This window comes from Ochrobactrum sp. Marseille-Q0166, from assembly GCF_014397025.1.
Lineage (GTDB): Bacteria > Pseudomonadota > Alphaproteobacteria > Rhizobiales > Rhizobiaceae > Brucella.
This window is the reverse complement of record NZ_JACJUO010000002.1, coordinates 673,638-697,533: the sequence shown is the minus strand read 5'-3', so window position 1 is coordinate 697,533 and position 23,896 is coordinate 673,638. Positions and strand designations below refer to the sequence as shown.

Sequence of the window (23,896 nt, the reverse complement as noted above, 5' to 3'; positions counted from 1 at the left end):
TTTGATCGGTTGGAAAGAGATCCGGTTTTACATGAACAATCGTCGCAAATTTTGACACAAGGTATAAATCCCGGCCCCCGGCAACTCGCCGGGGCTTTCTATTCCACCCCACCCCACCCCACCACATTACCCTGCGCCAGCGTGACGGGGATAGGCGCGCATGAAGACCGCTTCAAGGGCGGCAAGCTAATCCTTGATTATCGTGCAGTGCTGCACTATGGCTGGCATTTTGTGTCAGGTGTGGAATATGGCTGCAATCGCACGAAAAGAACTGAGCGCCCTTACTTCATTACGTTTTGTCGCGGCGTTTATGATAGTTGTACATCACTTCTCTGCCTATTTCGTATGGCACTGGTACGGAACTTACCCGCTTGGTTCTGGAGTTTCATTTTTCTTTGTTCTTAGCGGGTTTGTTTTACAGTATTCGTATCCGAGCCTAGAAAGCTCACAACAAGTACGGAGATTTGTTTGGCTCCGGTTCGCCAGATTGTGGCCCTTGCATATTCTTTGTTTGGCGTTGCCGCTATTGTTGATCCCTTATGACCGGGTCGTTATCTCCCGCAATCCAGAATTCCTGCTTTTCCACGTCACGATGTTGCAATCATGGGTTCCAATCCAGATATCAACATTCAATTTGAACGGCCCTGCCTGGAGTATATCGACAGAGTTATTCTTCTATCTGCTATTTCCCGTTTTGCTTTGGGTCCGAACCGTCTGGGGATGGGCGGTTGTAGCTCTTGTCATATCCGTGTTCTTTGTCGGCGCTGTAACCGTTGGCTGCGTTGGCGATGCCAATCTAGCGAACGCTGACACCACATACACGGGGCTTTCCTGCTACACGGCAGCGCAAGCGTTTCCGGTTTTTAGGCTCCCGGAATTTGCACTCGGAATGCTTCTTTGCAGGCTATTCAACAAAGTTAAAACGCCAGATCGTGCAGCACAGTCTATTGGGTTTACGGCTTTGGAAGCATTATCCATCGCTATAGCGGCGCTATATTTAAAGTATCTGAGCAGCATTTTAAGTATGTCGATGTTCGACATCGTTCGTAACACGATGGTTTATAATGTTCTCGAACTTGCTGCCCCAGCACCAATTTTTGGTATCGTAATACTCGTTTTTGCACTGGAGAGAGGTCACATCTCCCGTTTCCTTTCGGCAAAAATTTTTGTGCTGCTCGGAGAAATAAGCTTTTCTCTATACCTCATACACGTAACGATAATTAAACTGTTTCGAACCTACCCTGAGTGGATTGCTGGGCTTTCCATGTGGACTGTTTTCAGTTTGTATGTGGCTATCGGCCTCGCTACCTCATACTTGATATACACGTTCTTCGAGAAGCCAATCAGGTCTGCGGCCAGAAAAGTTGTCCGAAATTCTGGCCGCAATGATGCTCTACATTCAAAGCAGACTGTTAACGTCTAGGTAGAATGATGCATCCACAGGGCTTCCAGCCAAGTTGGTCATCAAGACAACAAGCGATGCGGCTACCGGTTTTTTCAATTTTATCGAGCATTTTGAACTTTTACCCGCCATGCGAGGTAATGGCGCGGGAGGAATTGCTATGGGTTGGTTCATCACTGTAATGACTGGCGCACTAATCGCCTTAATCGGCTATATGATCTGGCAGGAGAACAACCAAAAATGATAGCTTTCCGGGATGGGAAAGCGCTAGCGTGGCTGGCATAAGCTTGAACTTGGTCTAATATTCGCCACGGTGTTAAAGGTATGGACTCAGTTAAGCAGCGTTATGTAATTAAGCGGACTCAGATCTTTATACGAAAGAAAATATGATGCTATCTCCCCATATACTTTCGCATATTGCCGTTGCTGCATTATGGCGAGTGCCAATTATATTGTTATTCGGATTTTGGATATCTCTGCTATTTAATATCAGCCGTAGACAACGAGGAATAACGCTTCACGATCACTCGTTGGCGGATAAGACTAAATATTGGCTGCGTTTAATTTCCCCCGCAGGATTTGTAATATCCTTCATATTAGGAACGGCCTATGTGCTGGCTCGTACCTATGCGCATTTTCACGATCAGATATTCGCTTTTGTTAAAGGGCTTATGTGAAAGACCCGCATTAGAAACTAATACGGGCCCTCTTTTCAGCCGAGAACCCCTTGCCATCATCCCAATGAACATCAAAATAATCGCCTGCCTCTACAAATGCTTCCAACTGGACCCTGACCGGCGAGTCCGTTTTTTAAATCAATCGACAAGTTTGGATCATTTCCAACGCTCTCGAATACCCCACCCTCACTTTCACGGACATGGGACAATATGAGAATTCAGTTTGGCATCCTTAAAAGATAAGCTCTTAGAATCCCCGTTACTCGTGATCGTAAGATTTGATAGCCTTACAATTCCCGGCTGATTAGTTGGATCTAGGCGAATGGCTTTTGCAGCCGGGACATTGAATGTGAGCTGCCGCGTTTTCTCAATCTTGGGCGCGCGCTCCACCACAATGTTATCCCAAGACAATTCAAAACCAGGAATATTTGTTTCAAACACAGTTTCCCCTCTGTGAATATCATCTTTAGGATAAGAATTGTCGCGTTGAAGAGCCATCTGGATCAGCAGCATATTGATTATCTGCCGCACCAGTATGCGCCACGCTGCCAGAGCGTTTTGCTTTTGAGCCACAGTGCCGAACACATTTGAATCAGTCCGATTGTCTTTCACTTATGATTGATTGACTAATTTATTGCCCATGTTATTACGGCCTTAAATTTGCCATATCATTATATCTTTCGGGGCTGGGTGCTTAACATGCTTAGGAAAATCCAAAATAAACTTCTTAGGCTTCGCGATTTTAAAACTCTTTACCGCGATAGGCGTGCCATTTCTCTTATTAGGAAGAGCGATTTTTATGACGCTGAATGGTACCTAAATGAGTATCCAGATGTAAAAGCTGCTAAGCTAGAACCTGCGCGCCACTACTACAGAAGTGGCGGATATGAAGGACGCGACCCCGGACCCTTCTTTTCCAGTACAAAATACCTCAAAGCTAATCCTGATGTTGCAAATAGCCCGGTCAATCCGTTACTTCACTTTCTCATTTGGGGAAAGAAGGAGAGGAGAGCTTTAAATCTTCAGTCATCCGTGATTGCTTCCAATACATCAAAACTCTTACTTTCAACCTCCGATCAAAGCATTGTAATGATGCCGGAAATAGAACCTGACTTGGAAGAAATAAATCATTTTTCTGAGATAAATAATTTACCTCATCGAAGTAAGACTGGAAGAGTCGCTGTTTTTGCCTCATACAGCAAGGATGGCGCGATACATCCTTATGTAATTCACTATCTTAGAGAACTAAGAAAGCACTGCGACTGGATAATATTCGTATCAGATAACTATTTTTCTGATGACGAACTAAAGAAGCTTCACTGGATTGTCGATGATTTTATTTGTGATCGACACGGCGAATACGACTTTGGCTCTTACAAACGTGGCATTGAACGTGCACGAGAATGCGGTGTGTTGAAAGGTGCTTACGAATTAATCCTTTGCAATGACAGCTGCTACGGTCCTGTGGGCGGATTCGGAGATCTGTTCGATGCCATGGCTCATCGTTCGTGTGACTTCTGGGGTCTCACATCCAACGTCGCGTTCGGTTATCATCTTCAAAGCTATTTCCTCGTCTTTAAAAAGAAAGTTTTCAAATCAGAAATTTTTAATCAATTCTTCCAATCTGTAAAAGCGGAACCTCATGTCAGCCACGTGGTGCTGAACTATGAAGTTAAAATGACTTCGATTTTTGAGCAATTTGGATTTAGGTCAGAGTGCTATATTACTGATGAAATGGAAGGAGTTTCGGAAGCAAAAAAAGCAAATCCAAATCTTACCATTTTCCCCGATCTACTTATAAAGCGTGGATGCCCTTTGATTAAGGTTAAAGCATTTACGAAGGCCGATACAAATTTTGATAGTATCGCACATGTGCTTGTTCAATTGGCCGCAGGAGAGCCTGAACTCTATTCCTATATTTTGGAGCATGCTAATCCTGCCCGATATGTTCAGGCGGCTGGCGTTCAGTTCTCGATTATTATGCCGTTCTACAATCGTCGAGAAACAATCTTTGATTCAATCGAGTCAGTGAGAAACCAAACTCACAAAGGCTTCGAACTTATAATGATTGATGATGGATCCGATGACGGAACACATTTTGAAATTCTTAAAAGGTATCAAAAGGAGTTTCAAGAAGGCCGATTTAGATTAATTCGAAGTGAAAGACAAAATGGCGTTTCTTTCGCCAGAAACGCCGGTTTAAATGCTGCCATTAACAAGTGGATCGCATACGTCGACTCTGACAATGAAATAAAGCCATATTTTTTGGCTACTTTTGCAAGCCGAATAATTGAGAACCCAAAAACTTATGTGTTCTACTCAACCTTTCAACGCAAATCAGATGGGCGAATAATTGGCGATCACCCATTTAGCCGTTCAGATTTGTTGGCTGGAAACTACATTGATCTCGGAACGTTTATACATTCCCGTGACAGGTTTAAACGACTTGGTGGCTTCGATACCAATATGAAGCGGCTCGTAGATTGGGATCTTATAATTAGGTACACTGAGGATTCGGTGCCCATACGCGTTCGCCATCCATTGATGGCTTATAGCGACGAGAAGAATGACAACTCCAGAATTAGCGTAAGAGAATCGTTCGATAAAGCGCTGAGCTATTTACGCAAAAAGCATAACTTGCCTTTTATCGTTCAGACTATCATCCCCACCTATAACCATGAGAAGTTCATCGCTGCGGCAATAGAAAGTGCAATCGCTCAGAAGGGCGATTTCATTCATAAGATTTTAGTGTGTGATGACGGATCAACAGATAAAACGCGATCAATTGTTAAGACCTATGCTGCACGATATCCAAATCTTGTTAGAGATATCAGCAACGACATAAATATGGGCCTATCCGAGACCTTTAGAAAGTGTTTCAGCGAGAACTCTGGTGATGTAATCGCCATATTGGAAGGTGACGATTATTGGTCTTCAGCGGACAAGCTTCAGAAGCAGTTGAACTTTTTGAAAAGCAATGACGATGCAATTATGGTGTTTTCCATGATTGATGTACTCAACACCAAAACAAAGAAATCTCGCCAACTGCAAAGGCAACTGAGTCAATCAAAAAGCCTCTTGTCTGGCGCAGATTTCCTTGCCGATCCATCAATGAATCTTATCGGGAATTTCTCTAGTTGCATGTTTCGCTCTGGCGTTATGCGTACCCTCCCCGACCGCCTTTTTGATGGGCGTTTTAATGAGATTGCATTAGCTTTCCACTTAGAGAGACACGGCAAAATAGGCTTTTTGAAAGAAGTTCTTGGCGTTTATCGACAGCATCCACAGGGCGTATGGACGGGGAGCAACAAGAAAAAACAGTTGGAAAGCGCCATAAAGACTCGTGAAATGGTCCTTGATGTAGCTGCGCCTTCTTATAGACCAGCCATAAAGAAAATCATCGAACAGAAGAAATCTGAACTAACCTCAAGGAAGTACGCGTAAGAGATCGCTAGAGGCCACTTCAAACGGCCTTAGCTTTCACTACAATCATCAAATCAGATGATAACTCGTCTATCATAGAACAATTGAATTGAGTTACGGATGTCTAAAGACACTTTCACGCGCGGCGAGGTTGCAGCACTGTTGGCAAGTCAAACCGCCATGATTGCGGTTCTGTTTGAAGAAGTACTTGCTTCTGGGGATGGGGACAGAACCAGACTTATCAATAGGCTATATGAGCTATCCATGTTGGCGGATTCTGAGCCGGAATATGCTTCGGGGCCGATTAATCATCTCATAGCCATCGTGGAAGATGGCCCTTGGAAACCCACTCCACTGGGATACGCCAGACACCGCCAATAAACCACAATGTAGCAATTTGATAACCGGATAATACCACATCAACGCCACCGGAAAGTTGGATATTTCCCGTTCCGTGTTTCAAGGTAATGGTGTGGGCGACGCGCGCCCGGATGATGATAAAGTCGCCCTCGTGGTTTCTGCTGTTAATAGTCGCCAAATTATCAGTCGTTCCGGTTTCCGAAGCTGCTGAGATTGCGCTAGAGCGCGTCCACTTTACTCGGGGTCATCTCCGCAGGATTTGAAGTAGTTGGCACATTCTTGTGGTTCAAACAGCGTGACGATCTGGCCGACAGTATTCCATAAGCCCTCGACGGTTCGCTCGGCTTTGGCGCGCAAGACGGCCTTGAGCTTGGCGAAGGCCTTCTCGATGGGGTTGAAGTCTGGACTGTATGGAGGAAGGTAGAGCAAGCTGCAGCCCGCACCTTCGATTGCGAGACGCACGCCCTTCGCCTTATGTGACGGCAGGTTGTCCATGATGACGATGTCGCCGGTCACCAAGGTTGGAATGAGAACCTGTTCGACATAGGCCTGGAATGCGACGCCGTTCATCGCACCGTCGAGGACCATGGGCGCGGTCATGCCAGATAGTCTGAGTGCACCGGTAAATGTCGTTGTCTTCCAATGGCCGTGTGGGACCGGTGAATGGCATCGATCTCCGCAAGGGGCTCGTCCGCGAAGCCGGGACATCTTCGTGCTCAGGCCGGTTTCATCAATGAATACGAGGTGCGCTGGATCGAGATCGAGCTGGCCGTCGAACCAGTCCTGGCGACGCTTCAGCAGGTCAGGACGGTCCTGCTCCAGTGCATGTGCGGTCTTTTTTTGAAAGTCCAGCCGCGCTTTCGCAGCCAGACGTCAAGCGCACTGCGGCCGATCAATACGGCTCTCTCCTCATGCAATCGCCGGACCATTTCGTTGAGCGTGATATCCTTCGCCTCTTCGATCATGCCGAAGATGAAGTCCTCGTGAGGATCCAGGCGTGAGCCGCCGCGTCGGCCCTGCTTCGCCGGGGTCAACAGACCTGCTCGCGCACTCGCAATCCAGGCGATGGCTGTTGAAATCCCAATCCCAAATCGGGCTGCCGCTGAACGTGCCGACATGCCATCCCGTGACGCAGCCAGAACGCGGCTACGCAGATCATCACTGAAAGCCCGGGTCATATTGCCTCCAACCAAATCACCAGTCGGAGCGATGGAATCAGAATTCGGCGACCAAGGGAATCCTCAACGCGATTCCGCGTTCAATGGACGCGCTCTAGTCCAAGCGCTGCTCGTATCAAGCACATCTGAAACAAGACTGAGTGGCCACGATGACCCCACTCCCACCACACTCGTTCCTTGGCTTCCTGTAACAAGAGCATTGGCTAAATTTGTAGCACTCCTGAAGGCCTGCCCGCTAATATCCTCAAAGAAAATGCTACTCATGATAGGCAACGTGCCAAGGTTCTCACGGTATACGGCGTGCCTAACATTTCCGCCTTCTGTATTATCAATATAACGGTTTACCGTTCTCGCCGTCTTTACCGACAAACTGGCCAAGCTCTTTAATGCGACCGTCAGACATTGTTGCAATAAGAACGCCGCCCTCGCCTCGGAAGAGGTCTTTCAGGTCCAGACCGTCGCGACCATCCTTACCGTCTTTCGGCGCAGGAAGCTCACTGACATGTCTTCCAACCTCAGACTGGATAAGTGGCGTTACGTCTTCAATCGTCACGCTCTTGCCGTCCTGTGGGGCTGAAATAGCTGCAAGATGATCATCAACGCGCTTTTGAAGGGCAGGCAATGGGCCTGCCCAGAAAGCTTGCTCGTCGCCGTGGTGCTGGTCCACGTGGTCACAGACTAGCTGACTGGTATCTGCTTCTATCTTCCCGCACATTGAACAGGTGAACAGGTCGCGAGTAAGGATTGACCATCTTAGCTTCTGCCATCTGCTGGTCTTGTACCAGCTGCGCCATGCTTGCGTTCTGTCTCGGTGCTGGCTGCGTTCCCTCTCATTCCCTGTTCAGTACCCCAGCCTCGGCTTCACCGTGGATATGAGAGGCTTGAGGGTTTTGATCTTAGGCATCTACCCCTCTTGCTTTGCTGTCAGCGCCAAGGTCTTATTCCTGATGGGTAATGGAGGAGCGTTGATTCAAATGGTATTAAGGACATATTGAATGCCATTTCGTACAGACCAGTTTGTTGGAACATATAAGCCAGAGCAGCTTAGAGCCCTGCAACGTGCATATGTCGAAACCTGTGTGCTGCTTAATGTTTCTTCACCTACAGCGACAGAAGCCCTGAAGATCGCGAAACAAGTTTACAAGATATACGATAGCGGTATTGAAGACCCTTATGAGATTGCTCGGATAATTCGACACGCTGAAAGCATAAATTAAAAACTGTTCGCCAAATAGAAAAACCCCGTGTTAGGCGGGACTGAACGGTGTGTTCACTTTTGTGACGATTGCAGTTTTGTGACATACGGAGTATTTGCGCCGCATGGACAAGATCATGAATACGTCGATCATCACCTTTACGCTTTTAGCTGCGACTTATACCGCTTGGGCTATCAGCACAGGTGCGCTTGTGTAAACTGGATCGCCCTCTTGGGATCGAACCAAGACACACGCATTCAAAGTGCGCTGTCCTACCGTTAGGCTAAGGGTGAGTAGACCGTTTTGTAAACCCTGCCTGTTGTTTTAGGAATAGGCTTGATAACGGCATATCCACTCATATCTTAACCAAGCGACTTGGCGCGGTCATACAATGTTTCGGAAATGAATACCGGAACAGCGCTCATCACTTACACCACGTCTTTGTCAGGTAATCGTTGAATGAGCAGTGACGCTCATAAGGTAATGCGCATGAGGCTAGGAGGATAAACGCAGAGAGAGCGAGAAACATGGCGGTCATCGATCCTCATCCCTTACAAAGCCGATTTGATCCATCATGCGAATGATCGGGAAGCCGTCTGCATCAATTATGCCTGTGTCTACTGGTTCTGGTTCATGCACTGTTTGAGACAGGCTATCGAGCGCGTTGGCTTCATACTAATCCATGCGAGAGCGACGGAGAGACACATAGCGAGGCGGTTCGTTTCGTTTCACGCCAGATCAGCGCGACAGCGGAATGGAAGTAAGCCGCATTCTGGCAGAGCTTGCCGAGATCGATGCTGATACTGAAATTCAGACAATCGACATGCTTCGCTCATTTGGCAGCGAAGAAGCTTTGAATGCAAAGCAGTGCATTGATTATCGCCTTGGTCGTCGTGACGACTATTCCGGCCTTACAGTTACCGCCCTTGAGAACATGCAAACGGCTGTTCTCGAAGCTGCTGAGTGAGGGGATCATGGAAAGGAACTCGCAAGCTTCCGCTTTCAGATGATGATGAAGCCCTCTGAAATAGAGGCCATTGATGATTGGATGTTTAAAAATCGCATTCGGTCACGTGCTATAAGGCTATCCGCCGTCTGATCGAAATGGCCTTAAAAGACGAAAACGATGGCGCATCATGATCTACGCCGCTCTCGCCCTCATCTATCTGCGCGATCCAAGCGATGCGGCACGTCGAAAGGGACGAGCAATTGTGCCGATCAATGCAACGTTGCTGGCCGTCCTGAAAGAAGCCAGAACCGGCGCGATGACTGATTATGTGGTTGAGTGGGCCGGTCAGCCGGTAAAGAGCTTAAAGAAAGGAATCGCCACAGCCGCAGAGAAGGCTGGGCTTGATGGAATATCTGCTCGCGTTTTCCGGCACACTGCTGCCGTCTGGATGATCGAAGCTGGCGTTCCTATGGAAGAAGTATCTCAGTATCTGGGCCACAAAAATTCTGCTATACCCAGCCGCGTCTATGCTCGTTATCCGCCTACCCATTTGCGTAAAGCTGCTGAAGCTTTGGATATGGGGATATACATAGTTCCCTCTGGCACAAGTGAACCTGCCAAGGAGAACACAAACTGAACATTGGTGCGGAGAGGGTTGATATTTAGCTCTCCCTTTCCCGTATTTCCTGCTTTTCCGCTACAGGATGTATATTGACATTGTAGGGGTCACAGATTCAATCCCTGTTATGCGCACCATTCGAACTCCAAGCCTTAAATTTAGCATTACCTTCAAGCGCATAGACGCTTTTCGGCTTTTGGCTTTTCTCAAGCACACCATCAAGTTCAAGCTTTTCTGGCTTGCGCAACATCTATTTATTTGCGGACACCAACCATCTATCTCGGAACAAAATGGCATCTGTAGCGTTAATGCGCTCGGAGACATGCGTTTGAATTTATAGCTTTCGTAAACTCCAATATTATGCGGAGTAAATTTCTTTAATGTTCCAAAAAGTTACGTCGGGCCGGTATTGGCGATTAAAAGCAGCCGCTGATCCCTATCATAGCCGGGTCGATATGCTGTGCAGTGATCTGTCCATGTTTGTTTCGGAAGCTTCTTACAGAAATTATTTGCAAGCCACGTTTGCAAGCCACCTTTTGCTGGAATCGATGCTTGAGAAAAGTCACATCGAGGCTTTGCTGCCGCAATGGAGTGAGCGCAGGGTGAAGACCGATCTGGAAAACGATATTAGCGACCTCACAGAGAGCCTGCCGCCCGATTCATTAAAGTTCAAACGTGCAACTGAGCCGGTTGATCTTCCAACCATCATCGGGACGCTCTATGTGTTGGAAGCATCTGCCATTCGGGTGCATGACCGCGCCAAAGAAGTTGCTAAACTCGGTTTTACCAAAGATTTCGGTGCCCGGCATCTCGATCGCCAAATCAAGAATTTGCGTTCGTGGCAGCAAGTACTTAATCTGATTGATATAACGCCTTTTGATGACGATGACGAACAGCGCTGCACATTTGCAGCCATCGCAGCATTCGGTGCCTTTGAGTACAATTATCAAAAGGTTTTCAACAATGTCGCCAGACAGCCAACTTGATCAGACTGCCTGCGACCGTGAACCAATTCATATACCCGGTTCTATCCAACCTCATGGTTTGCTACTCATAGCAGAGCTGGAGAGCCGTTGTATTATCGGCGGGGCAGGTCAACTGGAAGCCTGTTTTGGCGAGGCATGGCCCGGCCAAAAACTTGATGAGCTATTGCAGTTTGATGTATCGACGCGGATAGAAGAAGCGCCGCAGGCCGATGAAATAATTTTGGGCAAACTGATCGTGGGTGATCAAACGTTTGACCTTCTTGGCCATATCGTAAACAAGTATTTGCTTGTCGAAATCGAGCCTGCATTAAATTCGTTTATTACACCCGAGCAGTCTCTCTCTCGACTAGAGGCAGCGGCCGCCCAATTTGAAGCAGCCCCCGACCTCAGCACGCTATTTCAAAAAGCTGTTGTGGCATTCCGAAAACTGACCGGCTTTGACCGGGTAATGATCTATCAGTTTCTCGAAGATGCTTCCGGCGTTGTTGTGGCTGAAGATGGCAATGGCAAGTACCCTCCCTTTCTAAACCACCACTTTCCTGCCAGCGACATTCCCAAGCAGGCAAGGGCTTTATATCTCCGCAACCGGGTACGTGTCATTCCAGACTCGTCCTATGTGCCCGCCCCACTGAGATGGTACGGGGAACAACCACAGCAGCCGCTGGATTTAAGCGATGTGGCCCTGCGAAGCGTGTCCCCCATACACCTGCAATATCTGCAGAATATGGGCGTTGGCGCCAGTGCATCAGTATCTATCATCAAGGATGGCGTACTTTGGGGCCTTATTGCTTGTCATAATATGGCACCAATCGCCATGCCGTTTGCCATGCGTGCTGCCGCGCGGGCTTTGGCCGCAAGCCTTGCCCGCCAGATGAAATCTAAAGACGAAGCAGAAAATGCCCGCGAACGGTTGCGGTTACGTTCCCACGAGGACCGATTGCTCGAGGCCCTCCTGATTAACGCCCCACTCGAAGACCGGCTTGCAGAAACCGCCGATAATCTGCGTCAGATGATGATTGCCGATGGTTTTGCCGTGATTTCCAATGGAGAACTTGCTGTACGATCCGGTGCGTCCCCCGATATTTCCGATCTGCGTAAAATCCTCAATCTCATCGACAACAGCTTCAAGGACGGGCTGTTCCATTCACATGAGATGGGCCGCCACAAAGATTTGCCACAACATCTCGTTCCAATCGCCAGCGGCATTGCCGTATTGAAATTGCACTTGGATGAGGATGTGTTTCTAATCTGGTCGCGAGCCGAAAAAGTACAGATTGTCGAATGGGCGGGCAATCCTCATAAGGATATGTCGGGGTCCATCTCAACGCCGCTTACCCCTCGCGCATCATTTAAGGCATGGTCGCAGGAAGTGCATGGACGCTCACGCTATTGGAATTTTAACAAGATCGACGCAATGCATCGGATTGGCCGCGTCATCCATGAAGCCCATCAGCGACGTCGGATCGACAGACTGAATCGGGAATTGCAACGTACTCTGGACCAGCAGGACAAGCTTCTGGAACAGAAAGATTTTCTGATGAAGGAAATCAACCACCGTGTCCAGAACAGCCTTCAGCTTGTGTCAGCCTTCCTTGGGATGCAGATGCGGGAAACCGAAGATCCGTTGATTACGCAATATCTGACGGATGCACGTAGTCGTATTGCCGCGGTAGCACTCGTACACCGGCGTCTTTATTCTGACAGCTATGTCGGCTCGATAGATCTTGCGCGATATCTGGATGAGCTCTCGAGCGAACTCTTCCAGTCAATGGGCGAGGAATGGCGCAGCCGCCATACCAGCAGGCTATCTCATGTCCTCATCAATGCCGATCGCGCAATCAATATTGGCTTGGTCTATTCCGAACTTGTCACCAATGCGAACAAATATGCTTATGACGGTGCGCCGGGACCGACAAGTGTTTCGCTCGACCAGCATTTCAATCAGGCGCGCCTGATTGTAGCTGATAATGGGACGGGCAAGACACGATCGCGCATTGGCTTTGGCAGCAAAATGCTCAAAGCCATTGTGTTGGGGCTTGGTGGAGAGATGGAAGAGTTTGACAACGATCCGGGACTCAAAGTCGTCGTCACTATACCGATTGAGCTTCAAACCGGCTAAAAACGGGGCACAATATTGCAAATACCTGGCATTTACTATTGCGGTTGAATTAAACCGCTGCGGATGCGCTTAACCACGGTGAGGATCAAAAGCGTGCACAGCACGGGCTGCAACCAGAACATCCATTGTGGCAGAGCACCATCAATGGCGATCCACGCACCAAGCACACCAAAAACCACAGCGCGGTCGCTCTTGCCCATCGGGCCGTCATAGCGGCGGCTTGAACCAAGCGAGGCTGCCGTAACTCCGGCAAACTCCGTCAATGTAGCGATGAAGATAATCGCGAATATCCACAGCGCCGAAAACGGCGCGATGATCGCAAAAGGCGCATAGAGCGCCGCGTCGGAAATCACATCGCCGATCTCGTTGAGATAGGCACCCAGCATGGATTTCTGACCATGTTCGCGTGCCAGCATACCATCAACCGCATTGAGCGCCATGCGCAGAAAAAGCCAGACCGGCACCAGCGCAAACCAGATCGCATTCCCGTTCAACCCAAGAAAAGCGCCAAGAGCAATTGAAACCAGTGCAGCCGCAATCGTGACCTGATTGGCCGTCACGCCTTTTGCTGCAAGCTGCACGACAAGAGGTCTCAACAAGTTCTGGAAACGGGACTTGAGTTGATAAACAGACATAAGAAACTTTCGGGAAACTTTTGGAAAGGACGATTATGTAGAAATCAGCTATTTGCGACCGGGCCTAGCTCGTTTATTCAAACATTCTATTCTACTCAATAGTAATTGGGTCTAATAACTTTGCGTTCATCCCGGAAAATGGGAAAAGACCTGTTGAGAGGAGAAATGATGAGCCAGCGCACAGAATTGGTGGGGCGTGAAACGGCGTCACATCGAGAACCGCAAGAATCCCATTTCGTCACCCATGATGGCACCTCGCTGTTCTATCGTTTCTGGCCTGCCCGCTCTGAAAAGGCGAAAGGCGTTATCGTTCTCCTGCATCGCGGCCATGAACATAGTGGACGGGTGAGCCATCTCGTTGATGAGCTTGGCCTTGATGATTATGCATTCTATGCCTGGGATGCGCGCGGCCACGGAAACTCTCCGGGCGTGCGCGGCTTTTCGCCGTCCTTCGGCGCTTCGATCCGCGATCTCGATAGTTTCGTTGCCCATATCCGCAATGAAACCGGCATAAGAAACGAAGACGTGGCGCTGATTGCGCAGAGCGTCGGCGCCGTTCTTGCGGCTGCATGGGTACATGATTATGCGCCCAATATCCGTGCGCTTGTCATGGCCTCGCCAGCCTTCGACATCAAGCTTTATGTGCCTTTCGCCAAAGAAGGAATTGCGCTCTGGCAGAAACTCAAAGGCACGTTCTATGTCAATTCATACGTCAAACCGCAGTTTCTGACCCATGATCGGGAGCGCATTGAATCCTATCGCACAGATCCGCTGATTACACGGCCCATCGCCTCGCATATTCTGCTTCAGCTTTATGAGGCGGCAAAGCGCGTGGTGGACGATGCGCGGGCGATTACCGTTCCGACACAGCTGCTCATTTCCGGCAGCGATTTTGTGGTGCGGCCAACGCCGCAGCATCGCTTTTTTGAGAACCTCGGCAGCCGCATCAAAGAGCGCCATGTGCTCAAAGGTTTTTACCATGACACGCTGGGCGAAAGGGATCGCAAACCGGTACTCGCGCTAATCCATGATTTCATCGAGGCGCGATTTGCGGAGGCACCGCAACGCACAGATCTGACAGATGCGCATATTGCTGGCCACACGCGCGACGAGGCTGACAGACTATCAAGTCCGCTACCGCTGCTTTCACCGCGCGGTCTTTATTGGGCGTCCACGCGCGCCTCTATCGGCTTTGGCTCGTTTTTGTCGGAAGGTCTGAAAGTTGGTCGTCGTACCGGTTTTGATTCCGGCTCCACGCTTGATTATGTCTATGAGAATGAAGCACGAGGCTTGGGGCCGGGCGGCAAACTCATCGACAGGCAGTTTCTGGAAGCCATCGGCTGGCGTGGCATTCGCCAGCGCAAAGTGCATCTTGAGGAACTGATCAGACATGCCATCAGGCGACTTGAGAACGAAGGTCGATCGACCAATATCCTCGACATTGCCTGTGGGCATGGCCGCTATGTGATTGATGCGGTGGTGCGTGCTGGCGAATTGCCGGACAGCATTCATCTTCGGGATTACTCGCCGATCAATGTGCTGGCTGGCCGCAAGCTCATCAAAGATCGCGGTCTTGAAGCAATCGCCCATATGGAAGAAGGCGATGCGTTCGACGAAGAAAGCCTGGCAACGATCACACCACAGCCAGACCTTGCGATTGTGTCCGGACTTTATGAGCTTTTCCCGGACAATGCGCTCATTAACCGGTCGCTTTCGGGTCTCGCTCGTGTGCAGAAGCCGGGCTCACTGCTCATTTACACCAACCAGCCATGGCATCCGCAGCTTGAAATGATCGCGCGTGCGCTCACGTCACATCGCGGCGGACAGGCATGGGTGATGCGCCGCCGTACACAGGGCGAAATGGATCAGCTTGTCGAAAAGGCTGGATATCGCAAAATCGGACAGCGCACCGATCAATGGGGAATCTTTACTGTATCGATTGCCGAACGCATCGGAGACGCTGAAGCGTGACCAGGCAATTAGAGCGCATCCCGAAAAGTGTGAAACGGTTTTCGGAAAAAGATGCGCGTCAAAACAAGAATTTAGAGCGCCGATCTGATCCAATCAGATCGAGATGCGCTCTATCGGATCTTGATGGTTTCTCACGGCGGCCTGTGATCCGCCGTGCAATCGCTTGGCTTCTGTTTCTTGGACCGTTTTTCTATCTGACCTATGGCACAGCCAACTGGCTTGCATCTCTCCATGATGACGTGCCGAACCTCGCTTTCAACTGGGAAGGCCGCGTTCCCTTTATAGCGTGGAGCATCATTCCCTATTGGTCGGTCAATCTGTTTTACGCGATAGCACTTTTCGTCAATGACAGCCCGGAACAGGTGAACCGGCTGGCAAAGCGTTATCTCACCGCGCAGATTATCGCCGTTCTTTGCTTTGTCGCCTTTCCGCTCACAGCCACATTTGTCAAACCTGAGACCTCCGGTCTGCCGGGTTTCATGTTCGATGTGCTGGGCGGGTTCGACAAACCATTCAATCAGGCGCCGTCGCTGCATATCGCGCTTTTGATCATTATCTGGGATCAGATGCGTCGCGTGATGGGCGATGTAATGCGTGTGGTCTGGCATGTCTGGTGTCTGCTGATCGGATTATCGGTGCTAACCACCTATCAGCATCATGCCGTCGATATTCCGGCAGGCGCTTTGCTCGGGCTATTTGCGCTATGGCTTTTCCCACGCAACGCGCCCTCACCGCTGGCAGAGTTTCAGCTTACATCAGACCCGAAGTCCCGGCGGCTTGGCTTGTATTATCTGGCGGGGACAACAGTTTTTCTTGCGCTGGGCGTCCATGGTCTGAGCATCACCGGCTATGCGATCTTCTGGTTCTGGCCCGCAACAGCACTGGCGCTTGTAGCGCTTGGATATTTTGGTGCAGGTGCTGGTATTTTCGAAAAACAGACAGACGGTGCGGTCAGTCTTGCCAGCCGTCTGTTGCTCTGGCCTTACCGCTTCTTTGCCCGGATGAATATCCGCTTCTGGACGCGCAAGCTCCCAGCCCATGTCGAACTTGGCGACAATGTTTTCCTCGGGCGTTTCCCCAAGGCTAGAGAACTGCAATTATTCTCGACCGTCATTGATCTTGCATCCGAAATGGTGCCACCCGCGCACTCTCTCGACTGGAAAAGCTACGGCACGATTGATCTCATCAAGCCTCCCGCAGAAAAGCTACGGCTCGCATCAGATGCGGTCGAAGTCGCACGCCATCACGGTCCGGTGCTCATCTGTTGCGCGTTGGGCTTTCAGCGCAGCGCCACGGTTGCAGCCCATTGGCTCATCGACACAGGTCGCGTGAACAATCAATGCGAAGCCGAAGCGCTGATCCGCGCAAAAGGCTGGCCGGTGCATCTGCACGCACCCAATATACATACCGGGGTGCATGGATGAGCGCGCAGGCATCAAGCATCGCGGAAAGTTTACAGCGTAACGCCTATCTCGGCATTGCACTGGCCGTATTGATACTGGCTGTCGCGCCGTTTTTGCGCGTCGTGCATGACCTCACTTTCTGGCTGGTCTGGCCGGTCCTCCTTGCGAGTACCTTGGTCACTCTTGGAATTGCCGCTCACCTGCTTTTCGATGCAGCACTTTTCCGGCTGGTTGCCACAAATCCGATTGAAGAGGCGGGACTGATCGAACTCGACAGGACGCTCGAAAAAATGGACCTGCGTAAAGCAATCGGCCCCACCCGCCCGCTCGTCGAACGGATCGCCGGTTCCCGGCGCATCATCGGTCGTTTGCGGTTTTTTCTGGCACTTGCCATTGTGCTGTTCATTCTTCTGGCCTTTGTGCCGCATGGTCAGGGGCTTTGATATGCGGGAACTGATCCGCCATCAGGTGCAATCGATTTTCGGCTCGTTTCTGGCGATCCTGTCACGCGGGATTACCGGCGTGCGGCCCATCTGGAGCGGGACCGGCCCCTCGCGCAACCAGCGCATCTATTTCGCCAACCACACCAGCCATGGTGATTTCATTCTGCTTTCCTCCTGCCTCAATCAGGAAGAACGTGCGCGCACCCGCGCGGTCGCCGGTGCTGATTACTGGCGGGGCAATGCCGTACGCCAGTTCATGGCTGAAGTGCTGCTGCGCACCGTGCTTGTGGAACGCAACTGGGTGGAACGCACACAAGATCCGATGGAAGTGATGCTGAAAGCGCTGGCCGATGGTCATTCGCTCATCATCTTTCCCGAAGGCACACGCAACATGACCGATGAGGCGCTGCTGCGTTTCCGCTCCGGCATTTACAATCTTGCGCTGGCGAGACCGGATGTTGAACTGGTCCCCTGCTGGATTGAAAACATGTCACGCGTGCTGCCAAAGGGCGCGATGCTGCCCGTGCCGCTTCTTTGTCGTGTAATTTTCGGTGCGCCGGTTCAGCTCCATGAGGGCGAGGACCGCAAGGAATTTCTAACGCGCGCACGCCAGAGTCTTCTTGATATTCAGCCTCGGAATGGTAATCACCCATGAGCGAAACGACCCAACTCTTCCTTGGCCTCATGGGCGTTCTGGTTACAGCCAGTGCCGTTGCTGGTGTGTTGTCATGGCGTGCACCGAAACCGCTTTCATCCACGCTGGTCAACCTCAATGCGCGCATCAAGGCATGGTGGATCATGGTCGGCGCCATGTGCATCGCCTTTCTGTTCGGCAAAGGCGGAGTGATCGTGCTGTTTGCGCTCATTTCGTTTGCTTCGTTGCGCGAATATGCGACGCTTACACAAACCCGTCGCGCTGACCATCGCGTGCTGCTTGGCATGTTCCTGCTGGTCATTCCAGTGCAATACTATCTAATCTGGATCGACTGGTACGGCCTCTATTCAATCTTCATTCCGGTCTATTGTTTCCTCGCGATGCCGGTGCTGACGGCCCTTTCCGGCGATACGTCGCGTTTTCTCGAACGCATCAGCGAGCAACAATGGGGTATCATGCTCTCGGTATATTGCATCAGCCATGTGCCTGCGCTGATGACTCTGGATATTCCAGGCTATGAGGGCAAGAAATTGCTGTTGATCGCATTTCTGGTGGCAACCGTTCAGGGCAGCGACGTACTGCAATATGTTTTCGGAAAACTCTTCGGCAAGCATCGCATTGCGCCCAATATTTCCCCATCCAAAACCTGGGAAGGCTTTGTCGGAGGGGTCGCGAGCGCATCTCTTCTGGGGGCTGGACTTGCCTGGCTCACACCGTTTTCGCCATTGCAAGCTGGTGCGCTGGCCGCGACCGCTTGCGTCATGGGCTTTTTCGGCGGGCTTGTGGCCTCTGCCATCAAGCGTGATCGCGGGGTCAAAGACTGGGGACACATGATTGAAGGACATGGCGGAATGCTCGACCGCGCAGACAGTCTCGTCTTCTCGGCCCCGGTGTTCTTCCACATTGTGCGGTATTTCTGGGCGTAATGACCCGCTCCGAATGTGACGAAACAAAGCTTTGGAAACCCCAAACATAATAAAAAGTTGTTACCCGGTTTTGCAGGTCTTTATTTCGCGATGCCCTTTATGACCTTTAAGCCTTTTGGGGCGGGTTCCGTTTTGCTCGACCCGCTCTATCTTTTTGCACGTCTGAAAATTGCAAAAACAATTGAAAGGTTGAAACGATGAAAAATGCAGGTATCTGCGCTTTTGTTCTGGCGACTCTCACGGCTGGCAGCGCCTTAGCGCAAAATCAGGCCGCAGCACCACAGATGACGCCTGAAGCGCTCTATAAAGCAGCTCAGAACCAGCTTGGCATCGTCGAGTATTGCAAGGACAAAGGCTTTGCCACGCAGGAAGACATCGACGGTCAGAAGTCAATCATGAAAATTATGCAGGAACCAGCCGACAAGTCTGGTCTTGAAGAAGCTCAGGCCGCAGGCCGCAAGGGGCTTGTCCAGTCTCTCGGACAGCAAACCGACGTAGAAGATTATGCAAAAACCTCTGGCCAAAGTGTAGAACCATTCTGCCAGCAGATAACCACAGCGATCAAGCAAACTGCAGCACAGCTGCCGAAATAAGGCCTTGATCCTTTTGTCGCTGCGATGGGGTTTTTCCATCGTTGCGACAATCGGAAAATCAATTTTTTGCTGAAATGCAACACCGATACATAAGATGAGCCCATTGCTCATATATTATTGCGTTTAACCTGACACATAACTATGGTGCCGCCATACAACGTGGTGTCCGCCTTGAACAGATCCGACAAACAAAATCTGCCTTCGACCCTGCCATTGCATGACATTGCAGATATTGATGCAGCAATTGCAGATTATTATGACGATCTTTGTCGCGCAGTTCGCAGACGCGGACATGTCTCTTCAAACGCCAACGAGATTGTCCACGATCTTTATGTCAGACTGAAGGACCGCAAGACCGATATTCAAGGCAAATCGTCGTTGCGTGCCTTTCTGACACGCGCTGCGATCAATCTCGGTCTAGATCGCTTCCGCCGTGAACGCTTTGAAGCAAAACTTTTTTCCAGCTCGGAGGAAGAAGTGGCACACATTGCAAGTGCCACCGCAGATCCGGATATTGCGCTTGATATGCCGCGTCGTCTCGCTTGTTTGCGTGATGCGATCATGGAGCTGCCATTGCGTCAGCGCCGTATCTTCATCGCCAACAGAGTGAGCAATCTGCCACCGGACGAAATAGCCATACGCTTAGGAATAACGCGAAATATGGTGGACAGGCATCTGCGGAAAGCGCTTATGCATTGCCTCATTCGACTGGACGAACTGGACCAGGCATAATGAACGCAGCATCAAAAAAAACGAACGAGGCTGAGCGACAGGTTCAGGAACAGGCAATCGATTGGCTGCTTCAATTGCAAGCCGCCCCCGATGATGAGACGCTCATGGAAGCTTGTGCACTATGGCGCGCGAGCGATACCCAGCATGAACGCGCATTTGCTAAAGCCGCCCGCGTGTTCAGTGATAGTCGTTTTCTACTGTTAAACGATACAGATTTTGCAAAAAATGCTGCACGAAAGCCGAATTATCCGATTGCTGCTGCTTTAAGCTCGATGCTTTTATTTGCGGCTCTTACCGGCGGTTTCATTGCATTTGATGGCCCGATGCGCCTGCGAGCGGATGTTATTTCGACAAGCAGCGAAATGCCCGTCATTAAATTAAGCGATGGTTCTACCGTTCAATTGAATGCCGGATCGGCAGTCGCTTTTGATATTACGAATGATGGACGTCAAGTACAGCTATTGCGCGGCGAAGCCTATTTCATTGTCGCACCAGATCCGCAGCGCCCTTTCAGGGTTAAAGCTGCAAATGGCGAAGTGACAGCCCTTGGTACTCAATTCGATGTAAAGTTAAAAGATAGCGGTGCAGATATCGTTGTCATTGAACACGCAGTTCAGGTGCAGACCAGCGCGTCTTTGTCAGCCTTTAGCCCACTCGATACATTACGGCTGGATGAAGGACAGAGCGTTTCATACGACATCCGCAATGGCATTGGTCAGGTCGCGATAATCGATCCGGAACTTGCTGCATCCTGGAGAAGCGGTCGTCTCGTTTTTGAGGACCAGCCGCTTGAGCATGTCATCGAAGATATTGCGCGCCACCTTCCCGGTAAAGTGATGATCACAAGCAGCAGCCTCGCCGAACGCCGCATAACAGGCTCATTTGATCTGACGGCCCCTGCAACTGCACTTGATGATTTTATCAAAGCTTTTGATCTCAAAGCAATACGTGTGGGATCACTCCTGACGGTACTGCATAATTAATTTTCGATCAGATGTCCCAAACATATCAACTCATTCGTCCAGTCTTTGAAAGGCAATTTGCGCGCTTGCGCTTGCGCCTCAATACCAATGCCCGACACCAACGCCTTGACCGTTGAGACTGGAAACGACATGAAAAACCCCTCCTCGCGCATTCTCAACGTCTGCGCACGCCCGCTATTTGCTTCGCTACTTTTAAGCGGTACCGTTCTAAGCCCATTTATCAGCGTGCCTGCAACAGCGCAGACGAGACCACAAGCTGTCACTGTCAATATTCCGGCTGGAGCGCTCGCGAACAGTCTTAACCGCCTTGCAGTGCAAACAGGTTTGCAGATTGCCTTTGACGCATCTGTAACCAGTGGCCTGAGAACAGAGGGCGTCAAGGGAACGATGACACCCGCAGAGGCGCTTGCGACCCTGCTACGCAATACAAATATTGAATATCGCTTCACCGGAAACCGCACAGTCCGCCTTGAACGCGAAGCCAACCCGCTCAGCACCAGCATACCTGCTGCTGATGAATCGTTGATGCTCAACACAATCACAGTCAGAAGCATTACCGGCGTCGATTTCTCTGAACTTGATCCGCGCGTGTCGCAAATCACATCCGAACAGTTGCAGCAGGCTCAGGCTTCTACCATCCCCGAGCTTGTGAAGAAAACGCCCGGTGTTTCGATGCTCGGCGGCGTACGTATGGAGGGTCAATCGATTGCGATGCGTGGTTTCTCTCGTCAGACAGATGTACGTATCCTGCTTGACGGCGCGCCAAAGAATTTTGAGAAATATGACCAGGGTACGATCTTTGTCGAGCCAGAATTACTCAAGCGTGTTGAAATCGAAAAGGGTGCAACCACTGTTCGCTATGGTAATGGCGGCTTCGGCGGCACGATCAAACTTGAGAGCAAGGACGCAGCCGATATGCTGCGGGCGGGCGAGAACTGGGGTGCATGGGCAAAAACGGCTTACCAGACAGCCAACAAGCAATTTCTGGAAACCGGTGCCGTCTATGGCCGCTCCAATTTCGGTACAGGTATTGATTTCGACGGCATAGCAAGTCTGACATGGCGCAAGGGCGACAACATGCGTGTTGGAGGCGGCGAGATTTATAATTACTCGAATTCCGAACTCACCTCTTTTTCTGGCAAGCTCTCTGGTGAAGCCGGTGGTCATAAGCTCACCGCTTCTGTGCTCTATGGCGAAAGTGAAAATTGGGGACCGCTGGCGGCAATTCGTGGGCAATTAGAGCCAAGTGATTATCAAATCGACCGATATGGCTACAAGGAAGCTATGCGTAGGCTCCTCGCATGGCGGGAGCTGAAAGATTTCACGACCGTTGTCGAGCACACTTATGACGGCGAAAGTGACCTCGTAAACACCCGCATCATGGCGAGCTACTCATCCACGGATATGCATGCCATTCGCCCCGATGGCGTACCGGGTAGTGCTTCTCTCGGAGGTACGGAAAATGATGCGAAATATTCAGATTTCCATATTGAAGCTGAAAATACATCAAACTTTGAGCTTGGTGGCATCGATCACAGTTTGAACTACGGTGTACAGTTCAATCATCACCTTCGTGATGTAACGATGTTCTTCGAGGGCTATAAGGATCAGGCTAAGTATAATTATGGTTATTTCGCACCATGGATCATGCCTGCTGGAAAGCAAGACACAACATCGTTCTTCGTACGTGACCGCATAGCACTCACAGATAAGCTGATCATCACCCCCGGCATCCGCTATGATTATATCCGCTCCGAAGGCGAGCCAAATGCTGCCCCCGTTTATAACGATCCGACTTCTGGTCACGACTATTCAGCGACTTCACATCACGGCTTCACACCCGGCATCAGTGCTTCCTATCAGCTTACACCGGCTGTCCGGTTGTTTGCAGATTGGGCATATGCAATGCGCGCCCCGAATATTGATGAAATTTATTCCGTTCAAAGCAAAGACACCAAGGCATCGCGTACGAGTCGTGGTCTGCATATAGAGCGGAACAACACAATCAACATCGGTGCAGACGCGTCGTTCGACAGCGTATTGACTTCCGGCGATACGTTGATGGTGCGCGGCTCTATCTTTAATAACCACGTCACCAATCCGGTTACGCGTCGATTTGGGACAAATAATTTGGTGGATGTACCATATCGCTCTGCTGCGTTTTATTGGAATACACCATCCTATTACACACGGGGACTAGAGCTGGAACTCCATTACGAAAACAACTTCATGTTTTCAGACGTCAATTTCACCTACATGACTGGCAAGCGTCACGGTGCCATCAACGATATTTACCGTGCAGACACCTATGTCAACGATCTGATGCCGACGACACTTGTGACCACACTGGGCTGGAAATTGCCAGATCATGACATTAACTTTGGGTGGACTGGCACCTTTGTAGATCATCAGAATAAAACACCCTACAATCAGGATGGAAAAACTTATGCACGCCCACCAAGCCCTGGCTATGCAGTCCATGACCTTTTCTTCAACTGGACTCCGACAAAAGGGCTGATGAAAGATTCCGAATTGCGGCTTGGTCTGGATAACATATTCGACAAAGAATATGAGCCTTACCTGAGTGATGGTATCACAGCTATGCCGGGGCGTAATTTCAAGGTCTCGTTCAGCCGGAAGTTCTGA

Annotated in this window: 23 protein-coding genes and 1 tRNA gene; 18 read left to right on the top strand and 6 right to left on the bottom strand. The window is 50.2% G+C overall.

The window, feature by feature from the left end:
• Positions 1-247: 247 nt before the first annotated feature.
• Both H5024_RS14310 and H5024_RS14305 read left to right on the top strand, forming a co-directional pair.
• Positions 248-1,423: an acyltransferase gene (locus H5024_RS14310; RefSeq protein ID WP_187547842.1), complete on the top strand. Its 1,176-nt coding sequence runs from the start codon at positions 248-250 to the stop codon at positions 1,421-1,423.
• A gap of 34 nt (positions 1,424-1,457) precedes the next feature.
• On the top strand, positions 1,458-1,646 hold the full coding sequence (locus tag H5024_RS14305; RefSeq protein WP_187547841.1) for a hypothetical protein: 189 nt from the start codon (positions 1,458-1,460) through the stop codon (positions 1,644-1,646).
• A 625-nt stretch (positions 1,647-2,271) separates the two neighbouring features.
• On the opposite strand, the gene H5024_RS14300 is transcribed toward H5024_RS14305, so the two are convergent.
• Positions 2,272-2,664 carry a hypothetical protein gene (locus H5024_RS14300; protein ID WP_187547840.1) on the bottom strand — a complete coding sequence of 131 codons (393 nt, stop codon included), beginning with the start codon at positions 2,662-2,664 and terminating at the stop codon, positions 2,272-2,274.
• A gap of 114 nt (positions 2,665-2,778) precedes the next feature.
• Here H5024_RS14300 and H5024_RS14295 point away from each other — a divergent pair, with 114 nt between their 5' ends.
• Both H5024_RS14295 and H5024_RS14290 read left to right on the top strand, forming a co-directional pair.
• The gene (locus tag H5024_RS14295; protein WP_187547839.1) at positions 2,779-5,523 is read left to right on the top strand and encodes a glycosyltransferase; all 2,745 of its coding nucleotides are present in this window, start codon (positions 2,779-2,781) and stop codon (positions 5,521-5,523) included.
• A 99-nt stretch (positions 5,524-5,622) separates the two neighbouring features.
• A complete protein-coding gene (locus tag H5024_RS14290) occupies positions 5,623-5,883 on the top strand; it encodes a hypothetical protein (protein ID WP_187547838.1) in 261 nt (86 codons plus the stop codon).
• Between the two features lie 213 nt (positions 5,884-6,096).
• On the opposite strand, the gene H5024_RS14285 is transcribed toward H5024_RS14290, so the two are convergent.
• Both H5024_RS14285 and H5024_RS14280 read right to left on the bottom strand, forming a co-directional pair.
• Positions 6,097-7,040, bottom strand: a protein-coding gene (locus H5024_RS14285; protein WP_187547837.1) for an IS630 family transposase whose coding sequence is annotated in 2 segments (ribosomal slippage) — positions 6,097-6,716 and positions 6,716-7,040 — 945 coding nt in all. Because the reading frame shifts where the segments join, the coding sequence is not laid out codon by codon here.
• A 328-nt stretch (positions 7,041-7,368) separates the two neighbouring features.
• A complete protein-coding gene (locus H5024_RS14280; protein WP_187547836.1) occupies positions 7,369-7,707 on the bottom strand; it encodes a hypothetical protein in 339 nt (112 codons plus the stop codon).
• A 328-nt stretch (positions 7,708-8,035) separates the two neighbouring features.
• Between H5024_RS14280 and H5024_RS14275 the strand changes: the two genes are divergently transcribed.
• Positions 8,036-8,257, top strand: coding sequence for a hypothetical protein (locus H5024_RS14275; RefSeq protein ID WP_187547835.1), 222 nt, complete (start codon positions 8,036-8,038; stop codon positions 8,255-8,257).
• 198 nt (positions 8,258-8,455) lie between these two features.
• Here the strand turns inward: H5024_RS14275 and H5024_RS14270 are convergent.
• Positions 8,456-8,529 (bottom strand) — tRNA-Gln (locus tag H5024_RS14270).
• 461 nt (positions 8,530-8,990) lie between these two features.
• Between H5024_RS14270 and H5024_RS14265 the strand changes: the two genes are divergently transcribed.
• The 4 genes from H5024_RS14265 to H5024_RS14250 all read left to right on the top strand — a co-directional run bounded on the left by H5024_RS14265 (position 8,991) and on the right by H5024_RS14250 (position 12,909).
• On the top strand, positions 8,991-9,203 hold the full coding sequence (locus tag H5024_RS14265) for a hypothetical protein (RefSeq protein WP_187547834.1): 213 nt from the start codon (positions 8,991-8,993) through the stop codon (positions 9,201-9,203).
• A 169-nt stretch (positions 9,204-9,372) separates the two neighbouring features.
• The gene (locus H5024_RS14260; protein ID WP_187547833.1) at positions 9,373-9,822 is read left to right on the top strand and encodes a tyrosine-type recombinase/integrase; all 450 of its coding nucleotides are present in this window, start codon (positions 9,373-9,375) and stop codon (positions 9,820-9,822) included.
• 362 nt (positions 9,823-10,184) lie between these two features.
• Positions 10,185-10,790, top strand: coding sequence for a biliverdin-producing heme oxygenase (locus H5024_RS14255; protein ID WP_187547832.1), 606 nt, complete (start codon positions 10,185-10,187; stop codon positions 10,788-10,790).
• A complete protein-coding gene (locus H5024_RS14250) occupies positions 10,768-12,909 on the top strand; it encodes a histidine kinase dimerization/phosphoacceptor domain -containing protein (RefSeq protein ID WP_187547831.1) in 2,142 nt (713 codons plus the stop codon). The genes H5024_RS14255 and H5024_RS14250 overlap by 23 nt, the downstream gene beginning before the upstream one ends.
• Before the next feature lie 35 nt (positions 12,910-12,944).
• Here the strand turns inward: H5024_RS14250 and H5024_RS14245 are convergent, their stop codons facing one another.
• A complete protein-coding gene (locus tag H5024_RS14245; RefSeq protein WP_187547830.1) occupies positions 12,945-13,544 on the bottom strand; it encodes a CDP-alcohol phosphatidyltransferase family protein in 600 nt (199 codons plus the stop codon).
• 168 nt (positions 13,545-13,712) lie between these two features.
• Here H5024_RS14245 and H5024_RS14240 point away from each other — a divergent pair, with 168 nt between their 5' ends.
• The 8 genes from H5024_RS14240 (at position 13,713) to H5024_RS14205 (ending at position 21,250) form a co-directional block, all read left to right on the top strand.
• Positions 13,713-15,515 (top strand): bifunctional alpha/beta hydrolase/class I SAM-dependent methyltransferase, encoded by a 1,803-nt coding sequence (locus H5024_RS14240; protein ID WP_187548631.1) that lies wholly within the window; start codon positions 13,713-13,715, stop codon positions 15,513-15,515.
• 143 nt (positions 15,516-15,658) lie between these two features.
• A complete protein-coding gene (locus H5024_RS14235) occupies positions 15,659-16,939 on the top strand; it encodes a phosphatase PAP2/dual specificity phosphatase family protein (protein WP_348770701.1) in 1,281 nt (426 codons plus the stop codon).
• Positions 16,936-17,361 (top strand): hypothetical protein, encoded by a 426-nt coding sequence (locus tag H5024_RS14230; RefSeq protein ID WP_187547829.1) that lies wholly within the window; start codon positions 16,936-16,938, stop codon positions 17,359-17,361. The genes H5024_RS14235 and H5024_RS14230 overlap by 4 nt, the downstream gene beginning before the upstream one ends.
• Before the next feature lies 1 nt (position 17,362).
• The gene (locus tag H5024_RS14225; RefSeq protein WP_187547828.1) at positions 17,363-18,016 is read left to right on the top strand and encodes a lysophospholipid acyltransferase family protein; all 654 of its coding nucleotides are present in this window, start codon (positions 17,363-17,365) and stop codon (positions 18,014-18,016) included.
• Complete coding sequence (locus H5024_RS14220; RefSeq protein WP_187547827.1) at positions 18,013-18,942, top strand: phosphatidate cytidylyltransferase; 930 nt, start codon at positions 18,013-18,015, stop codon at positions 18,940-18,942. Before H5024_RS14225 ends, H5024_RS14220 begins: the two co-directional genes overlap by 4 nt.
• A 197-nt stretch (positions 18,943-19,139) precedes the next feature.
• Positions 19,140-19,535 (top strand): hypothetical protein, encoded by a 396-nt coding sequence (locus tag H5024_RS14215; protein WP_187547826.1) that lies wholly within the window; start codon positions 19,140-19,142, stop codon positions 19,533-19,535.
• A 162-nt stretch (positions 19,536-19,697) separates the two neighbouring features.
• Positions 19,698-20,267 (top strand): RNA polymerase sigma factor, encoded by a 570-nt coding sequence (locus H5024_RS14210; protein WP_348770718.1) that lies wholly within the window; start codon positions 19,698-19,700, stop codon positions 20,265-20,267.
• Positions 20,267-21,250, top strand: coding sequence for a FecR family protein (locus tag H5024_RS14205; protein WP_187547824.1), 984 nt, complete (start codon positions 20,267-20,269; stop codon positions 21,248-21,250). The genes H5024_RS14210 and H5024_RS14205 overlap by 1 nt, the downstream gene beginning before the upstream one ends.
• Here H5024_RS14205 and H5024_RS21535 read toward each other — a convergent pair.
• Positions 21,247-21,381 (bottom strand): hypothetical protein, encoded by a 135-nt coding sequence (locus H5024_RS21535; protein WP_282186061.1) that lies wholly within the window; start codon positions 21,379-21,381, stop codon positions 21,247-21,249. The two genes, H5024_RS14205 and H5024_RS21535, sit on opposite strands and share 4 nt — an antisense overlap.
• Here H5024_RS21535 and H5024_RS14200 point away from each other — a divergent pair.
• A complete protein-coding gene (locus H5024_RS14200; RefSeq protein WP_187547823.1) occupies positions 21,380-23,896 on the top strand; it encodes a TonB-dependent receptor in 2,517 nt (838 codons plus the stop codon). The genes H5024_RS21535 and H5024_RS14200 overlap by 2 nt on opposite strands.